Source organism: Pseudomonas sp. WS 5410 (genome assembly GCF_012985645.1).
GTDB lineage: Bacteria > Pseudomonadota > Gammaproteobacteria > Pseudomonadales > Pseudomonadaceae > Aquipseudomonas > Aquipseudomonas shahriarae.
Genome location: NZ_JAAQWS010000012.1, coordinates 20444 through 39375, shown reverse-complemented (window position 1 = coordinate 39375; position 18932 = coordinate 20444). Strand labels below are relative to the sequence as shown.

The following is an 18932-nucleotide window of genomic DNA, read 5'->3' as shown; positions in this document are numbered from 1 at the left end:
AGGCGTTCAAGGATTGCGCCCTTCGTCGTGACGGGCAAGAGGGGATTAGCTTATTTGCATTGTTATACTATAACATCAAAATACAGCCTGACCCGTGAACCGACCTGATGACTGAACAAGACCTGCTCGCTCAACCACCTGCTGATTATATGAACGAGGCCCAGCAGGCCTTTTTCCGCGAGCTGTTGTTGGCTCAGCGCTATGACCTGCAAGCGCGCATCGAAGCCGAGTTCATCGTGCTGCGCGAGCAGGAGCCCCATAGCGATCCCGCCGATGTCGGCAGCGCCGAAGAACAGCGCCAATGGCAACTGCGTCTGCTGGAGCGGGAAAAGAAGCTGCTGGACAAGATCGACGAGGCCCTTGAGCACCTCGCCCGTGGTGAGTACGGCTGGTGCCGTGAGACAGGCGAGCCGATTGGCCTCAAGCGCCTGTTGCTGCGGCCCACGGCCACCCTGTGTATTGAAGCCAAAGAACGTGAAGAGCTGCGCGAACGCCATCAACGGGCGATTTGACCGGCCAACCTGATGAGGAACACCCGATGACCGACCGTCTACCCGTAACCGTGCTGTCCGGCTTTCTCGGCGCCGGTAAAAGCACGCTGCTCAATTACGTCCTGCGCAACCGCGAAAACCTGCGAGTGGCGGTGATCGTCAACGATATGAGCGAAATCAACATTGATGGCGCTGCGGTACAGCGCGACGTCAGCCTCAATCGCGCCGAAGAAAAACTGGTGGAAATGAGCAACGGCTGCATCTGCTGCACTTTGCGCGAAGACTTGCTCGTTGAGGTCGGAAAGCTCGCCAGGGAGGGTCGGTTCGACTACCTGCTGATCGAATCCACTGGCATTTCCGAACCGCTGCCCGTGGCAGAAACCTTCACCTTTCGCGATGAAAACGGTCAGAGCCTGGCCGACATTGCGCGTCTGGACACCATGGTCACCGTGGTCGACGGCATGAACTTCCTGCTCGACTACCAAGCCGCCGAAAGCCTGGCGTCACGGGGCGAAACCCTGGGTGAAGATGATGAACGTTCCATCACCGACCTGTTGATCGAGCAGATCGAGTTTGCCGACGTCATCCTTATCAGCAAGATCGACCTGATCAGCAGCCACGAACGTGAAGAACTGGTGGCCATCCTTGAACGCCTGAATGCCCAGGCGCGCATCATTCCCATGGTCATGGGCGAAGTGCCGCTGGCCGAGATCCTCAATACCGGGCGTTTTGACTTCGAGCGCGCGGCCCAGGCGCCGGGCTGGCTGCAGGAACTGCGCGGCGAACATGTGCCGGAGACTGAAGAATATGGCATCGCCTCCACGGCCTATCGGGCGCGCCGGCCATTCCATCCTCAGCGTTTTTTCGACTTTATCGACCGCCCGTGGGTCAACGGCAGGCTGCTGCGCTCCAAGGGATTTTTCTGGCTGGCCAGCAAACATCGCGACGCCGGCAGTTGGTCCCAGGCCGGTGGCTTGATGCGCCATGGTTTTGCCGGTCGCTGGTGGCGCTTTGTGCCCAAGAGCCAATGGCCCGAGGACCAGCAAAGCGTCGCGGCGATCATGGAGAACTGGCAACCGAGCACCGGCGATTGCCGCCAGGAACTGGTGTTTATCGGGCAGAACATCGACTTCGTGCGCCTGCGCGCGGAGTTGGATGCGTGCCTGCTGACCGACGATGAAATGGCCCAGGGCGTCGAAGGTTGGCGCCTGCTGGTCGATCCTTTTGGCCCTTGGTATGAGGAGGCAGCCGCCTGATGTTGGCCCCTGTGATTCAACTGCGCCCGGTGATTCGCCAGACCCGTGGTGAAACCCCGTTGGCGCTCGCCGATATCCTCGATAACGGGGTGAACCTGGCGCTGTGGCAGCGCCAGTTGCCGCTGCATATCGCCGAGTTTGGTGCGTTGCTGGTCTCGCTGAACGAGCCGCTGGCAGAATCGCTGGTGGTTGAGTTGGACAGTGAAGATGCTGAGCCCAACTTGCAGGGCTTGGCCGCAGGTTGTCGTGACCTTGAAGGCTACGACGGGTTTATCGCCGATGTGGCATGGCTGGTCAGCGCCTTTGCCTGCCTGCTGGGCGCCAAGCGTATTGGCGTGCGGTTAAGGCTGTTGGACAAGGCCATGTGCCCGCGTTTTCACGTCGATCATGTGCCCGTGCGCTTGATCACCACCTATGCCGGTATCGGCAGCCAATGGTTGCGCGAAGGGGTGATGGACCGACGTCAGTTGAGTCAGGCGGACGCGGAGCCCACCGAGCGCATCGAACAGATCCACTGCGGTGAAGTCGCCCTGCTCAAAGGCGAAAAGTGGCGTGGCAATGAAGGCTACGGCTTGATTCATCGTTCGCCGGCGCTGGCCGCCAATGAACGACGGCTGATTCTGACGCTGGATTGGCTGGCATAACCGGGTAGGATCAATCGTCTCTACACGGCCTGAATAATGTCCACGATGCTGCAGAATATTCCCACGCATGTGATTGCCGGCCCCTTGGGGGCTGGCAAGACCAGCTTGATCAAGCACCTGTTCACCCAGCGCCCGGCCAATGAGCGTTGGGCGGTGTTGATCAATGAGTTCGGGCAGATTGGCCTGGATGCTGCGCTGCTGACCCTGGATGACGACGGTATTGCCATCGGCGAAGTGGCCGGTGGCTGTTTGTGCTGTGTGAATGGTGCGCCATTCCAGATAGGGCTAGGTCGCCTGCTGCGTAAGGCCAAGCCGGACCGCCTGTTTATCGAACCCTCAGGGTTGGGGCACCCGGCGCAATTGCTGGCGCAGTTGCGCCAGGCGCCCTGGCAAACCGTGCTGGCCGTCCAGCCTTGTGTGCTGGTCCTGGATGCCCAGGCACTGGCGGCAGGCAGACCGTTGCCCGACGCGCAACGCGAGGCATTGGCCAGTGCCGGGTTGCTGGTGCTGAACAAGGAAGAAGGGCTGGATGCCGCGCAACGCAGCGTTATCGAAAACACATTACCAGCCTGCGAGGTTTACTGGACTCGACAGGCGCAACTGCCATTGGTCCGCCTGCCAGGGTTCGGCGCACAGGCTGGAGCGCCTGTGGATAACTTTGAAATGCCCAAGGGGTTGACGCAAATCCCGGCAATCTGGAGCGATCCGTGCGTGCCGATTTGCCTGCACCAGGCGCAGGCAGGCGGCTGGAGCATCGGTTGGCGCTGGCACCCGAGCCAGCAGTTCGATCCCGCGTTGCTGCGGCAATGGTTGCAGGGCCTGGACTGGCGCCGTGCCAAATTGGTTATCCACAGCGCCGATGGTTGGGTTTCGGCCAACGCTGTGGATAACACCATGCTCACTTGGCAGCCCAGCGAATGGCGCCGGGACTCACGCATCGAGCTGATCTTCAGCGAAAAGCAGGACGTGGCAGAACTGCAAAAGGCCCTGGCCGCTTGCCGTCAGTGACGGCTCTTGCCGTGCTCCTGACGCCACTGGCTCAGTTCAATCACTTCGGCGCTGGGCGGCGGGGTCTTTATTTCAAACGGGTAGGGCGCCAGTTCGATCTGCGCACTGTGGGCCCCAAACTGGGTGATGGTGCCAGGGTGGCGGGCCTCACCGGTCACGGTGAACTCAAAGTTGTAGACCCGCGCCAAACGCCGGCGGCCGCTGGCGTCCTTGACGAAGCCGATGCGTTTCAAGGCCACGGCGCCGTCGAGCAATTCGATGTCGAGCTTGGCGCAATGCTGTTTGACCCTCTCCAGCGCACGCTCGCGCAAGCCGTGGTTGTGCCACACCCAGGCGGCAGCCGCCGCCACTAGCATCAGCACAAAGATATTTCCCAGGGTCAGCATGCGATTTGCTCCAACAAAGTAAGGCCAGCTTAACTGTGTCTCCGGTCTGTCGTACAGGATGCTTTTAGTCGCATACTGCGCGGCCAGAATTCAACGGTTTTACGGAAGTTTCCTGCATGAAACGCACACCTCATCTGCTTGCGATCCAGTCCCATGTGGTCTTCGGCCATGCCGGCAACAGCGCCGCCGTATTTCCCATGCAGCGAGTGGGGGTGAATGTCTGGCCGCTCAACACCGTGCAGTTCTCCAACCATACCCAGTATGGCCACTGGGCGGGAGAAGTGTTGGCGCCGCAGCAAATTCCGGCGCTGGTGGAGGGGATTGCGGCGATTGGCGAACTGGGCAACTGCGATGCGGTGCTGTCCGGCTACCTGGGCAGCGCCGCCCAGGGGCGGGCGATCCTGAGCGGTGTGGCGCGGATCAAGGCGATCAACCCCAGGGCCCTGTACCTGTGCGACCCAGTGATGGGCCATCCGGAAAAAGGCTGCATCGTACCCCAGGAAGTCAGTGATTTTTTGCTGGACGAAGCGGTGGCCATGGCCGACTTCCTGTGCCCCAACCAACTGGAGCTGGACAGCTTTTGCGGGCGTAAACCGCAGTCGCTGTTCGATTGCCTGGGCATGGCGCGCGCCCTGCTGGCGCGTGGGCCCAAAGCGGTGCTGGTCAAGCACCTGGACTACCCGGGCAAGCTGGCGGATGGTTTCGAAATGCTGCTGGTGACGGCCGAAGGCAGCTGGCACCTGCGCCGGCCGCTGCTGGCATTTGCGCGCCAGCCGGTGGGGGTGGGCGACCTGACATCGGGCCTGTTCCTGGCGCGGGTGCTGCTGGGCGACAGCCTGCTGGCCGCGTTCGAGTTCACGGCGTCGGCTGTGCATGAAGTGCTGCTGGAAACCCAGGCATGCGCCAGTTACGAGTTGGAATTGGTACGGGCCCAGGACCGCATCGCCCATCCGCGCGTGCGCTTTGAAGCCACGCCGATCAGTCTGTAACACCCAAAATCCCCCTGTAGGAACTGGCAAGCCAGCCCCTACAGGGGGATTGTGTTTTACAGCGCGTCGGCTTTGATTTCCTGGTAGCGCTTCTCCAGCTCCTGGCGAATCTGCCGGCGCTGTTTGCCCTGGATAAACCGGCGCTTGTCTTCACTGTTCTGTGGCTGCAACGCTGGCACGGCGGCCGGTTTGCGGGCGTCGTCGACGGCAACCATGGTGAAGAAGCAACTGTTGGTATGGCGCACCGAGCGCTCGCGGATGTTCTCGGTGACCACCTTGATCCCCACTTCCATCGACGTGTTGCCGGTGTAGTTGACCGAAGCCAAAAATGTCACCAGTTCGCCCACATGAATCGGCTCACGAAAAATCACCTGGTCCACCGACAGTGTGACGACATAGCGGCCGGCATAACGGCTGGCGCAGGCGTAGGCCACTTCGTCGAGGTACTTGAGCAGGGTACCGCCGTGGACATTGCCTGAGAAATTGGCCATGTCAGGGGTCATCAATACCGTCATCGACAGCTGGGCGTTTCCGGGTTCCATAGCACACTCACGGTTGTAGGCATTGGTTGGGGGGGGGCACCTCTGCGGATGCTCGAATCATTACAGCGCCATCCCTAACGGGACGCCGGGACGGGGCTTGCCGTCACGCCCAGGGCGATCTGTTTCCATATATTGCACCGGCTTTCTGCCGCAAGTCGCGGTGTTACCCTTGAAAAGCCCATTTCAAGGGCATTTCTTACGAATAAGGCAGACTTTTCCTTCCGCATATTGCGCGCCGTTGTGGCGGCTGCCTGGAATTCGGGACAGTGCCAGTACCCTCAAGGAGCCCCTCGCCATGCACGCCATCAGTTTTATCCAGGACTTGGCCGTGATCATGCTCGTGGCAGGGGTGGTGACCATCCTGTTCCATCGCTTCAAGCAGCCGGTCGTCCTGGGGTACATCGTCGCCGGCTTTATCATCGGCCCGCACACCCCGCCTTTCGGCCTGATCCACGACGAAGACACCATCAAGACCCTGGCCGAGCTGGGGGTGATTTTCCTGATGTTCTGCCTGGGCCTGGAGTTCAGCCTACGCAAGCTGTTCAAGGTCGGCGCCACGGCGTTTATCGCGGCCTTCCTGGAAATCATCCTGATGATCTGGATTGGCTATGAAATTGGCCAATGGTTCGACTGGAACACCATGGATTCACTGTTCCTCGGTGCGATCCTGGCGATTTCCTCGACCACCATCATCGTCAAGGCGCTCAACGACCTGAAGATGAAAAACCAGCGCTTTGCCCAACTGATCTTTGGCGTGCTGATCGTCGAGGACATCCTGGGCATCGGCATCATCGCCTTGTTATCAAGCATCGCCGTCAGCGGCACGGTCAGCTCCGGCGAGGTATTTTCCACGGTCGGCAAGCTCTCACTGTTCATGATCGTGGCCCTGGTGATTGGCATTTTGCTGGTGCCACGCCTGCTGGCCTACGTGGCCAAGTTTGAAAGCAACGAGATGCTGCTGATCACCGTCCTGGGCCTGTGTTTTGGCTTCTGCCTGCTGGTGGTCAAGCTGGAGTACAGCATGGTGCTGGGCGCCTTCCTGATCGGTGCGATCATGGCCGAGTCCCGGCAGTTGCTGAAAATAGAACGCCTGATCGAACCGGTTCGCGACATGTTCAGTGCCATCTTCTTCGTTGCCATAGGCTTGATGATCGACCCGCAGATCCTGCTGCAATACGCGTGGCCAATTGCGGTGATTACTGTGGCCGTGGTGCTGGGCAAGATGCTGTCCTGTGGCCTTGGCGCGTTTATCGCCGGTAATGACGGCCGCACCTCGTTGCGGGTGGGCATGGGCCTGTCACAGATCGGCGAATTTTCTTTCATTATTGCGGCGCTGGGGATGACCTTGCAGGTCACCAGCGACTTTCTCTACCCGGTGGCGGTGGCCGTTTCCGCCATCACTACGTTGCTCACGCCATACCTTATTCGTGGCGCCGACCCATTGTCCTTGAAGATCGCGGCTGTGATGCCACAGCGTCTGAGCCGGGTGTTTGGCATGTATGGCGAATGGCTGCGCAGCATTTCGCCCCAGGGCGAAGGCGCGATGCTGGCGTCGATGATCCGCAAGATCATCTTGCAGGTAGGGGTAAACCTGGCGCTGGTGGTGGCGATCTTCTTTACCGGCAGCTTTTTCGCCGCGCGCATTGGAGGGTATCTGGAAGGCTGGATCAGTGATCCGAGCTGGCAGAAGGCATTGATCTGGGGTGGTGCGTTGCTACTGTCGCTGCCGTTTCTGATTGCCGCGTATCGCAAGCTCAAGGCGCTGTCGATGCTGCTGGCGGAAATGAGCGTGAAGCCGGAAATGGCTGGGCGCCATACCCAACGTGTACGGCGGGTGATTGCCGAACTGATCCCGATTCTCTCGCTGCTGGTGATCTTCCTGCTATTGGCGGCCTTGTCGGCCAGTATTTTGCCGACCAACAAGTTGCTGGTATTGATTGCGGTGGTGACGGCCGCAGTGGCTGCCGTGCTCTGGCGCTGGTTCATCCGCATCCATACGCGCATGCAAGTGGCCTTGCTGGAAACCCTGGATAATCACAAGGACACGCCGGAGCATTGAGCGTATGTGGCGAGGGGGCTTTGCACACCGCCCCCTTGTCACTGGTTTTGGCTCAGCTTTCCAGCCACACGTCCCGCGCCCAGTGCCACACCGATTCCCATGACTCTTCGGTTACCAGTTCTTCTTCGCCGGACCACAAGACCACCGTGCCGTCTTCTTCGACGCAGTAGTAGTCGTCGCCATCCTGGCAAATCGGGATCAGTTCGCGAGGCACGCCGATATCCCAGGCATTGGCGGCGACTTCCGGCAGGTAAGTGTGGGACTGGGGGTCGGTGATGGTCACCGGTTCCAGGCTGCCATACACCACATCGCTGACGGTCAGCAGGAATTCCTTGAACACAAACGGGATGTTGATAAACAGCTGTTCTTCGACTTCCACCAACTGGTCTTCGTCGGGCAGTTCCAGAGGAACCGGTACCGGTTCGTTGGCTTCACGCAATTGTTCGATAACTTCTTCCACGGCCGGGATCCTCATGCTAAATGGCGCGGTTTATAGGGGCGTTTTATACAGTAGCTCGCTATAAGTGCAACCGCGAAATAGAAAACCCGGGGTTATTGGTTAAAACTGCTTTTCCAGCTTTAGGCTGATGCTGTTTTTATCGTAGGAATAAAGCCAGTCGACATTGCTGACGACCTTGTTGTACTTGACCGTCAGACTGGGCACCACATCCATCACCGCCAGGCGTGGGGCGCGCAGGATAAAGGTGTAGCCCTGTTCATCGTCGTTGCGTCGCTCATCGACAATGGCGCTGTAGGCATCGTATTGGCGCTGGCGGTATGAGGCGAACAGCACAGCGCTGACGCCCACCTCGAAATCCTTGGCGACGCCCAGTCGCACACCTTTTTGCAGGTAAGCCTGGGTGCTGTCCCGGGCGTTGCGCTGGCTCAGGTCCACGCCGCCGAACAACGTCCAGCGCTGGGGCAGGGCCTGCCACAGAGTGGCGTAGAAAGAACTGATGCCGCCGTCGAGGTTGCTATTGATTTCGTGTTTGTAGGCCATGTCCTTGTATTCGCCTTCCAGCTTGAACATCCGCGTGGCTGACAGCGTGTGAATCCATTCGCCGCGCAGCCCCCAGGCGCTGTACATGGCGTTGTCGGCGATGGTGTTGAATTCATAGGATGGCCCGAGGGCGTACTGGTTTTTCGCATCGTGATAGCTGTAGCCGGCGTTGTTGATAATTGTGCTTTCGTTGTACTTGCTCTCCTTTTCATACGCCTGGCCGTACAACAGCGAGCGCATGAACACCCCGTGATGGCCGCTAAGGGCGATGCGCTTGTTGAGCGTTGCCTCGTAATCGGTGCCGTGGGCAGACACAGCCTTGGGCAGCGAGCGTTGGACCAGAATGGTTTCTTCGGCAGTGACATAGCGATACGTCACTGTGCTTTCGGGGGACTGGTTGAGATTTTTGCCCCAGGTCGGGCCGATGGCGAAGGAGCCTTGCCAGTCTTCACGGTGATCCAGGGCCTGCTTGAAACTGTCGACGGTCTTGCCCAGGCCCATGGCCTGCGCGTCGGAGGGGCTGAGGCCACTACTGATCTGCTGGAATACGGCGTTGGACTCGCCATCCTTGCGGTTTTCGAACAGCACCCGCGCCAGCTCCAGGCGGCCCGGCAGGAAGTCGGACTGTATCGCCAGCAATTCGTGGTAATAATCTTCGGCTTGCTCCAGGTCGCCATCGGCGCGGGCCAGGCCACCCTTGGCATAGGCGGTGAGCATCGGGTCGTGGCCGGGCAGGGCGGTGTAGCGCTTGAGGTAGTCCCTGGCTTGGGACCAGTTATGGCGCGAGATCGACACATACACTGCACGGCCCAACTCATCCAGGGTGTTGCCCACGGTGTAGTCCTGACCGTCGATGTTCAAGAGTGGCGCGGCGACGTCGCTGGGCATTTCATCCTTGAGCAACTCGCGCTCTTGCTCATTGGCGCGGTACTCGATGGTCTGGTTTAGGCGCAGGCTGGTGTCCTGGTCGGCAGCAAATACCGTAGGGGTTATGGACAGCAGTAGGAAAAAGGGCAAAACGTGGAGCGTGAGGGATCGCTTGCAGTAGGGCTGGGGCATTACCGGGCTCTCGGGATCGCTTCAAAACGCCCAAAGCAAGTGCCTGGGGGCAGGCACTTGCTTAGGTGGTGCTACAACAGGTTCAACCGGCGATTACTTGGCGACACCACCGAAGGCGGTGTCGTAGTTGCGATCGGAGAACTTGGCGATACCGGCCAGCGACGCGGTGGAGCCTGCGCCGAAGAAGCTGCCTTGGGTGGTGCCGGTTGACAGGCTTGCGTTACTCACGGCGTCACGCGCTCGTGCAGTACCGGCGAAGCTGGCATCGGCAGTGTTGATGTTGGCCGACAACTGGACTTTCAGGGCGCTGTTGCTCAACGAGCCGGTCAGGGTTGGTGCCGCTGTACCGAAGGAAGCGGTCAGGTCGCCGGACAGTACGTTAGCGCCGGAGTAATTGTTAATGCCCTGTACCGCATAGGTCACGTTGGCAGTTGGCAGTACGCGGCCAGTGGTGTCGCCGGAGTAGTACACAACACGGGTTGGGTCATTGTTGGCGCCGGTTTGCGACCACTCGCCGTAGTACACCTGTTGGTTGGCGACTTGTTTGAAGTCAAAGTTGCCCAGTGTGGAGTGGGAAGCCGGCATCATCGCGGTAGTAATGGTGGATACACCATTTGCGTCGTTGGCAGCCATGCCTTTCAAGCCGCTGAAGGCAACTTTTGTACCGTTGTAAAACGCTTTTACGCCAATGGCAGGCTGACCCGCCGAGCCAGGGTGGTTCGTAGAGCCGGTGCCACTGGAACCGTCAACAACGATGGTGCCATCGTAACTTTGACCAGAAGAAGTGGCTGCTTGAGCAACGCCAGCCAGACCCAGAAGTGCCACTGCCAATACTGTGTGTTTGAAAGATTTCATTTCATCATCCATTGAGTGATTTAAATTAAGTCAACACGTCAAGCATTTGCCGATTGCTTCTTTAGCCTCCCATGTCACACCTCGCAAGTTGGAACGTAGTGATAAAATGATTTCAATAGAAACTTATGTTCATTTAACAATCCCGCCGAAAGCGGTGTCGTAATCACGATTCGTAAATTTGGCGATACCGGCCAGCGATGCATTGGTGCCGGCACCGAAGAAGCTCCCCTTGGTGATGTATACGTTGGACATTTAATTCAGGCGTTACTGTCTCTGGTTTGCTGAGCCTTGAAATTTAAAAAGTGGTAGTAAATGCAAGTTTTAATGTGCGGCCGGGTGCGGGCATGGCCGAACGCGTCATCGGGTCGATATAGTAGAGGTTGCTCAAGTTAGTGCCCGTCAGCTCGATGGAGGCATCATCGGTCAACTTGTAGTTTACATAAGCATCATAAGTGACGATTTTGTCCCATGACATGGGCGTGTTGATGTAGTAACTGACCATGGCGCTGTTTGGGTAATTGCTGTTGAACTTGCTCTCGTGCTGACGGTAATAAATCGCGCGGCCACCGATCTCTAGTTTACGGTCGAGGAAACGTGCACCCAATCCAAGGTTGGCTGACCACTCGGGCTGAGACATGCTCACCAAGTAACCGCCCACAAAGCCATCATCCACGCAGTCAGGGGTACTGCCATCGGTGCTGATGGATAGGGCTGAATCTTCATCACAGACTTTATTTTTCAGGACATGGGCGAGGCTGAAATCGGTGAAAAAGCGCCCGCTATCGTAGCGACCTTGAAACTCCACGCCGGAGGTCATCTGTTTTTCCAGATTACTGAAGCGCAGTTGGGGGCTGCGTTCAATCACGTTCTTCGTGGTGTTGTTGTAATAGGTCAATTTGACGTCGGCGCTCTCACTACCACCCCACCCGGCAAGGTTATGAATGTAAGCGACTTCGTAGTTATAGGCGTGCTCCGGCTCAAGTCCCCAAGGGTTTGTAGACGACGAGAATCCTATGGTGCTTTCAAACATGCTTGGGTAGCGGATGGCTTCACTGTAGCGAAGATAAACTCGACCATTTTCCGAGGTGTAAAAGGTCACTGATAAATTTGGCACCCAGCCGCTGTCTTTCTGATGTTTGGCACTGATATCTTTTTGCTCGGTAATATAATTGTCGTCTGCCGTGCACTGAATAATATTTTCCCCAGCGTTCACACCATTAATACACGGATTGTTATCGCGTGAATAACGACCTTTTCCATCATGTGCCCAGTTAACAAGGTGTTTGGTATCTTGAATACGCTTCGTATCTCGTTTGATCCGTTCTACATCCTCTAAACGCTCTTCATCCGTCATACCGAAGCCATCCCAAAACTGGCTCTCGTACGCTATTTTTTCATCAATCAATACTTTCAATTCGTGGTCTGTCAGCGTTTTTTGAGTGACGTAAGACACTCGCCGACCGGTTGGTACGTCTTGCGTTATTGTCCCTGTCTTGTCTTGGTCGCCTTTGAGATAGTCATCAAATGCCCAATACGATGAATAACGCATCCCGGCGTTGAATCGGGCAAATGTGACGGGTCTCCAATCGAAGTTGAAGTTGTACTCTTTTTCCACCCGGCGTCCGGCGCGGGGATACATGCGCAATGTGTCGCCGATGATGGGGTCTTGATAGTTATCGTTCGAGCCCAGCTTTTCATGTTGGTAGCTGCCGCCGAGGGTCAGGTCGAGGCTGTCGAGCAGCTTGAGTTTGTTGCTTGCAGTCAAACCGACGCGGTCATGCTGGGCATTGGCTACGGCCGTGTTCCGGTACACTCGATCATCTTCGGTGGTCTGATTGGGTACACCGCCGCTGCTGTAAGTATCGCTGCGGGTATTGGTTGCCCAGAGGTTGGAATAGAAGTCCACCCATGGGTTGCCCTCAGGCTTGAGATTGTATTCCAGGTTGTAGGCTTTGCTTTGTACATGACTCAAGGGCCACTGCGGTACGCCGTAAGTGGCTGCGTCATAGAGGTCCTGGGGCCTGAAGAACGAGATGCGCGATGGCATGATTTCGCCATATAGCGCATCCGTATCGCGGTAGCCGAACTCCAGGGATTGGCCTTCATCGATCTTGAGTTTGGCCTTGCCCAGCCAGGACGCCATCTTGCTGGAAGTGTTGGGTACCTCATCGCCCGGCTTGTAGATATTTGCCAGGTTGGGGATGTAGTCAAATTGGCCGTTGATCTGTTTACCGGTGGAGTAAAAGTCGGTCTTGTTCTTGCCTGCGTAGTGGTTGCCCTTTTCCCGGAAGGCGTAGGCCGCCAACAGTTCGAATTTCTCCTGACGTGTGCCCAAGGCTAAACGATAGGCAGAATCATCGCTGGACAGGAGTTTGTTGTTACTGCTCGTGCGCGGATGTTTGTACAGCGAAGGATCGTAGTAAGAGTGGAGGGGAATGTGCTGATAGTCGGGACTGCGCGTCTGCCCGGTCAGCAGCGTCGGCAGCTTGGGCGACACCGAATTGTTGCTGCCTTCGATCTTGAGTTCGCCACCGAACGCCTGGTCTTCCTTGAGTATGTCGTCGACGTTCAGGGTGCTGGCTACCACTGCCCCCCCGACGCCGCTGTAGACGTTACGCTCCAGGTTCGGGCCCTTGAGCACCTTGATGCTGCCGATCAAGTTGGGGTCGATGTAATTACGGTTGTTGGCGCCCATGTAGCCGCGATAAGCGGTGATTGCCTGCTCGGTGCCGTCGATGGTCACCGGCACGCGGCCGGGGCCCTGGATGCCGCGGATGTTTGGGTCCAGTGCGCCGCTGTTGCGCGAGTCGCCGCTGTACACGTTGAGCATGCCCTTGAACATATCGGCGGGGGCCGCGCCTTTGTAGCGTTCGATCTGCTCCTTGCCGGCATACACCGAGGAGATGTCCTGGTCGTAGATATCGTTGTAGCCCTTCTCGTCCCGGGACTGCTTGCCTTCCATGCCCATGATGTACGTCGGATGCAGGTCGCCGGCCTGGATGCCCGCCGAGTTCGGCATCGATTGCACTTGGATGATCGGGCGTTCGGCAGAGCCGGTGAGGCTGTAGCTGACCCCTTGGTTGGCCAGCAGCGTTTGCAGTGCGGCATCCAGGGAGAGGCGACCCTTGACTGGGTTACCGTAGCTTTTGGTGAGGTCGTTACTGCCCAAGTAGAGCTCGACACCGGCTTGACGCGCCAACAGCACCAAGGCTTCGTCCAGCGCCAGGGTGGGTACGTTGAACGTGTATAGGTCAGTGGCCGGGGCGTGGTTTGCACTGGCGGCTGGTGCCGCCAGCACCGCGCTGATGGTCGCGGCATCGGCGACCAGCGCAATGACGGCCAACTGGATCCCCAGGCTCAGCCGGGTACGTTTTGTTCCCTGGCGTTTTTTGTTGTTCTCTTGCGTCTGCAAAACCGGCCTCACTAAAGTAAATAAGATTTATTCACATGTAGTAGAAACGGCCCAGCTGCAAAAACGCGATAGATCGTTATGATCTATGTATGTAGTTTTTTATCCGATTTAGAAACTTACGCTGCCTGAGGTTACTCAGTAGATCAGCGTCAGCCCTGGCAGGTCGACCATGCGCCCGTGGACTTGCGCCACCAGGTGTTCAAGCGCGTCGTCCAGGTTATCCAGGCGCATCACCGCGCTGACCCGGGCGTTGCGCAGCGCCTCGCCCTTGACCAGCACCAGCCCGGGTCGGTAACGGTTGATGCGGGCGGCGACATCGGCAAGGGACTCGCGCTGGAATACCAGCCGGCCTTCCTGCCAACTGGCCAGTTCCTCGGGGTTGGTGTTCAGCGGCACCAGGCCCGTTTTGGGGCTGAAGCGCAGGCTGTTACCCTGCTCCAGCAGCGCGGAGCCGGCGGCCTCATCGCGCCCGTGCGGGGTCAGGTTGACCTCGACCCGGTGTTGCAGCACACCCACCCAGCCTTCGCGATCCTTGCCCACACCGACCAGATAACGCGTGCCTCGCGCGGTGATATCGGCCCCGGGCGCTTGTACGGTGAAGGGCCGCCGCTCCTGTTCATTCATTGGCGCAGGGGTGAAGACCGCCTCGCCCTGGCTCAGGCGCACCCGCCGGGTCTGATCGTCGTAGACCAGGCTCAGGATACTGTGGCTACCCAATTCCACCTGGCTGCCATCGGCCAGGGTGATCTGGCGCACTTCGCCAAAACCGGTGTGATAGTCGCTGTTCAGGGCTTGTAGCCAGAAGGGTGGGGCCAGCAGCATCCAGCAGCCCAACACCAGTGCAGCCACGGCGCTGCCGCCGACCACCGGCATGCGCAACCAGGCAGACCGCGGCGGGCGCTGGGGTTTTACATAACCGGGGCGTTGCTTGAGCTGGGCGGTAGCCTGCCATGCACGATTGGCGCGCTCGGCGGCGGCGGCGTGCAACGGGTCGGCGGCCAGCCAGCGCTGAAAAGCCTCGAGTTCACGTGCCGAAAGCTGTCCTTGGCGATGGCGCATCACCCAGTCGGCAGCTTTGCGCTCTACCGGGTCGATAGTCTGTGGGGAGGCGTTCACGGTTCGGTCTATTTACCTTTTGGCTCTTTGTCGTACACAAGGCTCAGCCCTCTTGGCCCGGCTCAAGCGCCCGGCCAATCCTGGCCAGGGCCATGGCCATGTGTTTTTGTACAGAGCTTGTGGATATCCGTAAATAGCGCGCGGTCTCTTTGTGCGTCATGCCCTCCACCCGGCACAGCATGAACACATCGCGGGTACGCGGTGGCATGCGCTCCAGCAGGCTTTCCAGGTGCTCCAGTTCCAACGCGCCGAGGGCCTGTTCTTCAGGGCAACTGGTTTCGTCGACCAGGGTGGCGAAGAAGGCGCTGGGGTCGTTGTCGTAACGCTTTTCACCATAGCGGCGGTGATGGTCGATCATCAGGTTGTGCGCTACCCGAAACAGATAGGACGGCGCGCACAGCACGCGCTCCAGGCTCTCCAACTGGGCGATGCGCAGGAAAGTGTCCTGCACCAGGTCCGAGGCCAGGCTTGGGGAGCACTTTTTGCGCAACAGATAGCGATGCAACGCGGGTGCATGTTGAGTGAACAGTTTTTCCAGCACGGCGGCACTTTCCTATGCTCGGGCAGAACCGGGGAGGGTGAGTATAATGAGAGTCGTTCTCATTAATCCAGCAAAACCCCATGCCGACTTTTCCACAGGCAAAAAAACACCCCGGCTGTGCAGGCTTCTTAAAGCACTGCACAAGACCGGGGTGTTCGTTACAGCAGGCTGTAGGCCTTTGCGGATCAGCCGTTCTGGCGGATACCGGCTACCAGCCAAGGCTGGTTTTCGCCCTGTGGACGTTCCATGTTCCAGCTTTCGCTGAACACTTCGCCCTGATCGAAGCGCGAGGTCTTCGACACACCGCTGAAGGTCAGGGTGGCGATGGTCTTGTCGGCGCGGTCATCCACACCTTCCAGTTGTACGCGCAGGTCGTCGATATAGGTCGACTGGAAAGCGTCGCCCAACTCGGCACGTTCGCGCTTGAGGAACTCCAGCAGTTGCGGGGTCACGAACTCGGCGATCTTGTCCATTTCGTTGGCGTCCCAGTGTTGCTGCAGGGACTGGAAGTGGTTGCGGGCCGCTTCGACGAAACGCTCTTCGTTGAACCAGGCTGGCGCATTGATCACCGGACGAGCGGCAGCAGCCGGTGCCGCCGAGCCGCCGAAGATCGAACCCATGGCAGGCTTTTGCTCGAACACTTCACGCTGCATCGGCGCGCCGGCTGGAGCCAGGTGCTCCTGCTGCTTGCGGCGACGGGCGGCGATAAAGCGGAAGATCACAAAGGCGATGACGGCCATGATCAGGATGTCGAAGATCTGCATGCCCTGGAAGCCGCCGCCCATGAACATGGAAGCGAGCAGGCCACCGGCAGCGATACCGGCCAGAGGGCCCAACCAGCGCGAAGCACCGCCGGCCTTGGCAGCAGCGCCTGCGGCACCGGCTGCACCTGCAGTGGCAGCCGCTCCGCCCATGCCGCCAGCGGCTGGGGCCATTTGGCTGGTCTGGTGGCTCGGCGCTGCGCCGGAGCTTTTACCGCCACCGAAGCGTTTGGCGTTGGCGTCGAGGCTCATCGTCAGGCCGATGCACAACGCCATGGCGATGCTAAGAAAACGTTTCATAAAGGGAATTCCCATTTGTGGATTGCACGCGCGCCATGTTGCACAGGTGTAGAGGCAGTGGCTAGCGGCATAATGTTTCGGGCTTTTGCGTAAGACCTATTCGGAATGGTCTGTAGGACTAATTACAGATATTGGCCCGTACGTGTGAAAAACAAGGGCAAGGCGACCCATTACACCGAGGCAGAGCGTCCGGTCGTTCCCACGCAGAGCGTGGGAACGCTCAGTCAGACCGCTTCGAGCTTGGCGTAACCCATCATCAACCACTTGCTGCCTTCGGCGAAGTTCACCTGCACTCGGGCCTGGGCCCCGGCGCCTTCGAAGTTGAGGATCACCCCTTCGCCAAAGATCGCATGCCTGACCTGCTGGCCAAGGCTGAACGGGGTCTCGGGAATTTCCGAACCGGCAAACATGCTGCTGGAGTTCTGCTGCTGGCCGCCGCCAAACGGCCGGCTTACGCTATTGGACAAGCGCACTTCCTGAATCAGCCCTTTCGGCACTTCCCGTACGAAACGCGAGACCTTGTTGTAGGTTTCGCTGCCATACAGGCGCCGTGTCTCGGCGTAGGTCATCACCAGGTTCTGCATCGCCCGGGTGATACCCACGTAGGCCAGGCGGCGTTCTTCCTCAAGGCGGCCGGGCTCTTCCAGGCTCATCTTGTGCGGGAACAGGCCTTCTTCCATGCCCACCAGGAACACGTAGGGGAATTCCAGGCCCTTGGCACTGTGCAGGGTCATCAACTGCACGCTGTCTTCGTGCTCGTCGGCCTGGGTATCGCCCGCTTCCAGGGAGGCATGGCCGAGGAACGCCGCCAATGGCGACAGGTCGGCATCTTCCTCACTGTTCTCGAACGCGCGGGCGGCGCTGACCAGTTCCTCAAGGTTTTCTACCCGGGCCTGGCCTTTCTCGCCTTTTTCCGCTTCGTGATAAGCGATCAGGCCGGACTGTTCGATCACGGTCTGGGTCATCAGGTGCAGCGGCATTTCCAGGCACTTGGCGGCGAGGCTGTCGATCAACTCGACAAACCCACCCAAAGCCCCGGCAGCGCGGCCGGTCAGGCCTTTATTGGCGATCAGCAGGCGCATGGCCTCCCACATCGACACATCGCTGTGACGCGCATGCTCGCGGATCGCCTCGACGGTTTTCTCGCCGATGCCCCGTGCCGGTACGTTGATCACCCGCTCCAGCGCTGCATCGTTGCCGCGGCCTTCCAGCAAACGCAGGTAGGCCATGGCGTTCTTGATTTCCGCACGCTCGAAGAAGCGTTGGCCGCCATAGATGCGATACGGGATGCGCTCGCGCAGCAAGGCTTCTTCCAACACCCGCGATTGGGCGTTGGAACGGTACAAAATAGCGATATCGCTGCGGGCCAGCCCGGTTTTCAGGGCGCTTTCAATGGTTTCGACCACATAGCGCGCTTCGTCGTGCTCGTTGAAGGCCGCGTAGAGGTTGATCGCCTCGCCTTCGCCGCCATCGGTCCACAACTCCTTGCCCAGGCGCCCGGTGTTATTGGCGATCAAGGCGTTGGCGGCCTTGAGGATCCCGGCGGTGGAGCGATAGTTCTGCTCCAGGCGAATAGTCTCGGCGTCGGGGAAGTCGTCGGAGTACTGGTAGATGTTCTCGATTTTCGCGCCGCGCCAGCCGTAGATCGACTGGTCGTCGTCGCCCACCACCATCAGGCTGTCGCCGCCCTTGGCCAGCAGGCGCAACCAGGCGTACTGCACGGCGTTGGTGTCCTGGAACTCGTCCACCAGGATGTGCCGGAAGCGCTTCTGGTAGTGCGCGAGCAAACCGGGGTTGTCGCGCCACAGGTCGAGGGCGCGCAGCAGCAGTTCGGAGAAGTCGATGACGCCGGCACGCTGGCAGGCCACTTCATAGGATTCATAAATGCTGCGCATGGTGGCCAGGAACAGGTCGCCACTGGCCTGGATATGTTGCGGGCGCAGGCCTTCGTCTTTCTGGCCGTTGATAAACCACTGGGCCTGGCGGACCGGCCAGCGTTGTTCATCCAGGCCCAACTCGCGGATTACCCGCTTGACCAGGCGTTGCTGGTCATCGCTGTCGAGAATCTGGAAGGTCTGGGCCAGGCCCGCCTCCTGCCAGTGGGCCCGCAACAGGCGGTGCGCCAGGCCGTGGAAGGTGCCGACCCACATCCCGGCCGGGCTGATGCCCATCAACTGCTCGATGCGGTGGCGCATCTCGGCAGCGGCCTTGTTGGTGAAGGTCACCGACAGGATCGAATGCGGGGACGCGTTCTCGACCTGGATCAACCAGGCGATACGGTGCACCAGCACGCGGGTTTTACCGGAGCCAGCACCGGCCAGGACCAACTGACGGCCAACGGGGGCTGCTACGGCCTGGCGTTGGGCATCGTTGAGGGAGTTCAGCAAAAGGGAGAGATCATCGCGCATCGGCGCATTCTAGGGTGCCGGGGGAAGGGGGGCAAATCCCATTGCCGGGTGGTCGCTACAAAAAAACCGCCGGCGCTGTTCAATCGGTAAATACTCCAGCCACGG

Annotated in this window: 17 protein-coding genes; 6 read left to right on the top strand and 11 right to left on the bottom strand. The window is 59.1% G+C overall.

Annotated elements, in window-relative coordinates; all coding sequences use genetic code 11:
- Positions 1–107 precede the first annotated feature (107 nt).
- Genes dksA through HBO24_RS17845 form a run of 4 tightly spaced genes read left to right on the top strand, consistent with a single transcriptional unit; the run spans position 108 to position 3399 of the window.
- On the top strand, positions 108–512 hold the full coding sequence (gene dksA, locus HBO24_RS17860; RefSeq protein ID WP_057961215.1) for an RNA polymerase-binding protein DksA: 405 nt from the start codon (positions 108–110) through the stop codon (positions 510–512).
- A 26-nt stretch (positions 513–538) separates the two neighbouring features.
- A complete protein-coding gene (gene zigA / locus HBO24_RS17855; RefSeq protein WP_057440578.1) occupies positions 539–1747 on the top strand; it encodes a zinc metallochaperone GTPase ZigA in 1209 nt (402 codons plus the stop codon).
- Positions 1747–2391, top strand: a complete 645-nt coding sequence (locus HBO24_RS17850) for a DUF1826 domain-containing protein (RefSeq protein ID WP_057440577.1) — start codon at positions 1747–1749, stop codon at positions 2389–2391. Before zigA ends, HBO24_RS17850 begins: the two co-directional genes overlap by 1 nt.
- A gap of 45 nt (positions 2392–2436) precedes the next feature.
- Positions 2437–3399 (top strand): CobW family GTP-binding protein, encoded by a 963-nt coding sequence (locus HBO24_RS17845; protein ID WP_057440576.1) that lies wholly within the window; start codon positions 2437–2439, stop codon positions 3397–3399.
- Here HBO24_RS17845 and HBO24_RS17840 read toward each other — a convergent pair.
- Entirely contained in the window at positions 3393–3785 is a 393-nt protein-coding gene (locus tag HBO24_RS17840) for a DUF3301 domain-containing protein (RefSeq protein WP_057440575.1), read from the bottom strand. The genes HBO24_RS17845 and HBO24_RS17840 overlap by 7 nt on opposite strands.
- Positions 3786–3901: 116 nt before the next feature.
- Between HBO24_RS17840 and pdxY the strand changes: the two genes are divergently transcribed.
- On the top strand, positions 3902–4774 hold the full coding sequence (gene pdxY / locus HBO24_RS17835) for a pyridoxal kinase PdxY (RefSeq protein ID WP_057440574.1): 873 nt from the start codon (positions 3902–3904) through the stop codon (positions 4772–4774).
- 56 nt (positions 4775–4830) lie between these two features.
- On the opposite strand, the gene HBO24_RS17830 is transcribed toward pdxY, so the two are convergent.
- The gene (locus HBO24_RS17830; protein WP_057961210.1) at positions 4831–5316 is read right to left on the bottom strand and encodes an acyl-CoA thioesterase; all 486 of its coding nucleotides are present in this window, start codon (positions 5314–5316) and stop codon (positions 4831–4833) included.
- Positions 5317–5611: 295 nt separating this feature from the next.
- Between HBO24_RS17830 and HBO24_RS17825 the strand changes: the two genes are divergently transcribed.
- Entirely contained in the window at positions 5612–7375 is a 1764-nt protein-coding gene (locus HBO24_RS17825) for a cation:proton antiporter (protein WP_057961209.1), read from the top strand.
- A 52-nt stretch (positions 7376–7427) separates the two neighbouring features.
- Here the strand turns inward: HBO24_RS17825 and HBO24_RS17820 are convergent, their stop codons facing one another.
- The 9 genes from HBO24_RS17820 to uvrD form a co-directional block, all read right to left on the bottom strand.
- Positions 7428–7835, bottom strand: a complete 408-nt coding sequence (locus HBO24_RS17820; protein WP_029290059.1) for an SMI1/KNR4 family protein — start codon at positions 7833–7835, stop codon at positions 7428–7430.
- Positions 7836–7934: 99 nt separating this feature from the next.
- Positions 7935–9434 carry a surface lipoprotein assembly modifier gene (locus HBO24_RS17815; protein ID WP_057440572.1) on the bottom strand — a complete coding sequence of 500 codons (1500 nt, stop codon included), beginning with the start codon at positions 9432–9434 and terminating at the stop codon, positions 7935–7937.
- 93 nt (positions 9435–9527) lie between these two features.
- Entirely contained in the window at positions 9528–10289 is a 762-nt protein-coding gene (locus HBO24_RS17810) for a Slam-dependent surface lipoprotein (RefSeq protein ID WP_233093208.1), read from the bottom strand.
- Between the two features lie 129 nt (positions 10290–10418).
- Positions 10419–10541: a hypothetical protein gene (locus tag HBO24_RS29625; RefSeq protein WP_262152946.1), complete on the bottom strand. Its 123-nt coding sequence runs from the start codon at positions 10539–10541 to the stop codon at positions 10419–10421.
- A 43-nt stretch (positions 10542–10584) separates the two neighbouring features.
- Entirely contained in the window at positions 10585–13701 is a 3117-nt protein-coding gene (locus HBO24_RS17805; protein WP_170060058.1) for a TonB-dependent receptor, read from the bottom strand.
- Positions 13702–13836: 135 nt separating this feature from the next.
- Positions 13837–14817, bottom strand: a complete 981-nt coding sequence (locus HBO24_RS17800; RefSeq protein WP_240435954.1) for a FecR domain-containing protein — start codon at positions 14815–14817, stop codon at positions 13837–13839.
- Between the two features lie 43 nt (positions 14818–14860).
- Positions 14861–15358, bottom strand: a complete 498-nt coding sequence (locus HBO24_RS17795) for an RNA polymerase sigma factor (RefSeq protein ID WP_057440570.1) — start codon at positions 15356–15358, stop codon at positions 14861–14863.
- A 185-nt stretch (positions 15359–15543) separates the two neighbouring features.
- Positions 15544–16419: a Tim44 domain-containing protein gene (locus tag HBO24_RS17790; protein WP_029290048.1), complete on the bottom strand. Its 876-nt coding sequence runs from the start codon at positions 16417–16419 to the stop codon at positions 15544–15546.
- A 224-nt stretch (positions 16420–16643) separates the two neighbouring features.
- Positions 16644–18827 carry a DNA helicase II gene (gene uvrD, locus HBO24_RS17785; protein WP_170060057.1) on the bottom strand — a complete coding sequence of 728 codons (2184 nt, stop codon included), beginning with the start codon at positions 18825–18827 and terminating at the stop codon, positions 16644–16646.
- Positions 18828–18932: the final 105 nt, after the last annotated feature.